Annotated in this window: 4 protein-coding genes; all 4 read left to right on the plus strand. The window is 33.6% G+C overall.

Annotation, left to right across the window (positions count from 1 at the left end; genetic code table 11):
- The first annotated feature begins 111 nt into the window (after positions 1-111).
- Positions 112-714, plus strand: coding sequence for a type IV toxin-antitoxin system AbiEi family antitoxin domain-containing protein (locus U9P79_05200; protein ID MEA2104025.1), 603 nt, complete (start codon positions 112-114; stop codon positions 712-714).
- Entirely contained in the window at positions 711-1,622 is a 912-nt protein-coding gene (locus U9P79_05205) for a nucleotidyl transferase AbiEii/AbiGii toxin family protein (GenBank protein MEA2104026.1), read from the plus strand. Before U9P79_05200 ends, U9P79_05205 begins: the two co-directional genes overlap by 4 nt.
- A gap of 407 nt (positions 1,623-2,029) precedes the next feature.
- Positions 2,030-2,359: a winged helix-turn-helix domain-containing protein gene (locus tag U9P79_05210; GenBank protein MEA2104027.1), complete on the plus strand. Its 330-nt coding sequence runs from the start codon at positions 2,030-2,032 to the stop codon at positions 2,357-2,359.
- Positions 2,356-2,910 (plus strand): hypothetical protein, encoded by a 555-nt coding sequence (locus U9P79_05215; protein MEA2104028.1) that lies wholly within the window; start codon positions 2,356-2,358, stop codon positions 2,908-2,910. The genes U9P79_05210 and U9P79_05215 overlap by 4 nt, the downstream gene beginning before the upstream one ends.
- Positions 2,911-2,938 lie beyond the last annotated feature (28 nt).

Raw genomic sequence — 2,938 nt, forward strand, 5'->3', positions numbered from 1 at the left:
CCGATAAGATAAATTTAACAAAGCAAAAGATGTTTGGAAAAGAGATATTTGACAGAAAACAAACGGTTCTATTTCTCTGTCAATAAAATATACTGACAGAGGAAATGAACAATGAAAGAAATTATTGAGTTTTTTAAACAGCACAAAGGTTATGCCCGAATGGAGCAGCTAAAGCATTCCGGCTTTCACACAAGAAAGATCCGGAAACTTATAGATAATGGAAAAATTCAAAAGATCAAGCCGGGTCTTTACAGACTAACTGATATGTATAGCGAGGGCGATTATCCTATAAGTTTTATTGATGTTTGTAAATCTCTTAAAAATGGTATAATTTGTCTCATTTCTGCTCTGGAATACCACGAGCTTTCGACAATTAATCCTGAAATTGTTTATGTCGCTATCCCAAATTCTGACAAAAGAACCAAAATTGACTATCCTCCTGTGCAAGTTTTTTACTTTCGCAAAAGATTTTATGAACTAGGAATTGAAGAAGTGGAAACAGAAATTGGTTCTTTCAAGATATACAGTGCTGAAAAGACCATCTGTGATATGTTCCGTTATCGTAACAAACTGGGCGAGGATCTGGCTCTCGAAGGATTAAAGAATTATCTTAAAAGGAAAGATCGTGATATAAATAAACTCTGGAATTATGCCATCAAAGCCAAAGTAAAAACGATAATGCATCCTTACATGAAAGCTATGGTAATAGAATGAGCAAAAATATAAAAAATATGTCGGCTTCAGTAAGAACAAGATTATTAAAAATTGCAAAAGATAATAGTCGCAATTTTAATGCGGTTTTATTGCAGTATTTCCAGGAGAGATTGCTGTATCGATTATCAATTTCTCCATATAAAAATAAATTTATCTTAAAAGGCGCACTTTTATTTCTTGTTTATAAAATTCCCGGTTCTCGTCCAACAAAGGACATTGATTTTCTTGGAATAGAAACAGCCAATAATGAAGAAAATTTACTATCTCGGATGAGCCAAATTGTTAAAATAAAAGTTAATGATGGAGTCGAGTTTGATCCGAAAAGCCTAACTTCGGAAATAATAAAAGAAGATGAGATCTATCCGGGAACGAGAATTCATTGTTTGGCTTATCTGGGGCAGGCAAAAATGCGATTTCATATTGATATTGGCTTCGGTGATAAAGTAGTTCCAAATCCTGTTATGCTTGATTTCCCTGTTTTTCTTATGGATATGCCAGTCCCGAAATTAATCGCGTATAGTCCCGAATCTGCTATTGCGGAAAAATTTGAAGCAATAGTTAATTTGGGATTTACAACCAGTAGAATGAAAGATTTCTTTGATATTTACCATTTAGCAAGTCATCAAGATTTTGAATTACAAATTTTAAGAGAGGCAATAAAAACAACATTTAATAATCGCCAAACTAAGTTATCAAGTAGGTTAGAGATTTATTCGGAGAATTTTATTAATAATGTAACAAAAAAGAGGCAATGGGAAGCTTTTATAAGAAAAATGAGAATTGACGATGATTTGTCTTTTCAAGATTGTATGAGTTTAATAAAAAAATTTATAGAACCTGTTCTGGAAAATTTTGAAAATAAATTTTGGAGACAACAAGATCTGAATTGGATTATTCCCCCAAAATAAAATCTATTAGTGTTCACAAATTGTCTGTCCTCAAGGTAAGTCCGGACAGCAGGACTTGGCTCGAAAGCGTTTTTTTGCTTTGAGCCGAGAACTGCGACGAATGTGCCGAAATTTGTCTGTTCTCACCTTACGCTTTTTAACCCGTTAAATTTATTTTTTTATTTAACAGGGTCGCTTCGGGGTAAGTCCGGACATTCGGCACGGAATGGTCCGTGCCGACTCGTAAAAGAACAGCAGGACTTGGCTTGAAAACTGCGAAGCAATGTTTGGAAAATCAGATATTTGAAAAAATTGTCATTTCAAATCTTAAAAAATATTATGAAATTGTGGAAAAGCTTTACAACAAAATCGCAAGTAAATATCAATGAACCCAAAAATAGTTTATATGAACTAAAAAGGAAGACCGTATGTTAGAGGGTTTATTCGGTTCGATCTATAAGGAAAGAATACTGATGTTTATTTTTTGCCGTGAACAAGGATATGCACGAGAGATGGCGGCATTTTACGATATTGCCCTTACACCAATTATCAATCAACTGAAAAATCTTGAATCCGGTAGTGTGGTATTTGCTCAGTCACAAGGTAGAACCAAGATCTACAAATTAAATCCACGTTATCCATTTTTACAGGAGTTAAAAAATTTGCTGGAAAAAGCATTACAATTTTATCCACAGGATTTGAAAAAAAAATTACTTTACAACCGACGTCGTCCTCGTAAGAGCAATAAACCGTTATGAAAAAAATTGCTGAGATGGATGTAAAAGAATTAGGTGCTTTTGTTTCCACGCATTTAAAAAAATGCGGAATAGAAGTAACCCTGACCGGAGGTAGTTGCGTTAGTATTTATTCGGAAAATAGATATGTTTCAATGGATTTGGATTTTATTGAAGATTATTACATAAAGCGAACTGATTTGATTGAATGTCTGTCTAAAATCAATTTTTATGAAGAGAATCGTTATTTTAAACATAAGGATACAGATTTAATTGTTGAATTTCCAGCAGGTCCCCTGTCTGTGGGAGAAGAGCCAATTAAAGATATTATTACACTCCATACAGATACCGGAGATTTGAAAATTATCTCTCCAACCGAATGCGTGAAGGATCGTTTGAGTGCCTATTATTTTTGGAATGATATGCAATGTTTTGAACAGGCTCTCTTGGTAGCAAAATTTAATGAGATAAATTTTAACGAAGTAAAACGGTGGTCAAGAAATGAGGATGAAGAGGAAAAATATAAAATTTTTATCAACACATTTAAAAACGGAGAATGGGAAAGAGAAAAATGAGAAAACCGAAAAGCAGTAACCTGTGGTT

The sequence above is a fragment of the Candidatus Cloacimonadota bacterium genome (assembly GCA_034661015.1).
Lineage (GTDB): Bacteria > Cloacimonadota > Cloacimonadia > JGIOTU-2 > JGIOTU-2 > JAYEKN01.

Excerpts from the sequence above, each read along its gene's own strand:
- U9P79_05200 (MEA2104025.1), top strand. The coding sequence starts at position 112 with ATGAAAGAAATTATTGAGTTTTTTAAACAGCACAAAGGTTATGCCCGA.
- U9P79_05205 (MEA2104026.1), top strand. The coding sequence starts at position 711 with ATGAGCAAAAATATAAAAAATATGTCGGCTTCAGTAAGAACAAGATTA.
- U9P79_05210 (MEA2104027.1), top strand. The coding sequence starts at position 2,030 with ATGTTAGAGGGTTTATTCGGTTCGATCTATAAGGAAAGAATACTGATG.
- U9P79_05215 (MEA2104028.1), top strand. The coding sequence starts at position 2,356 with ATGAAAAAAATTGCTGAGATGGATGTAAAAGAATTAGGTGCTTTTGTT.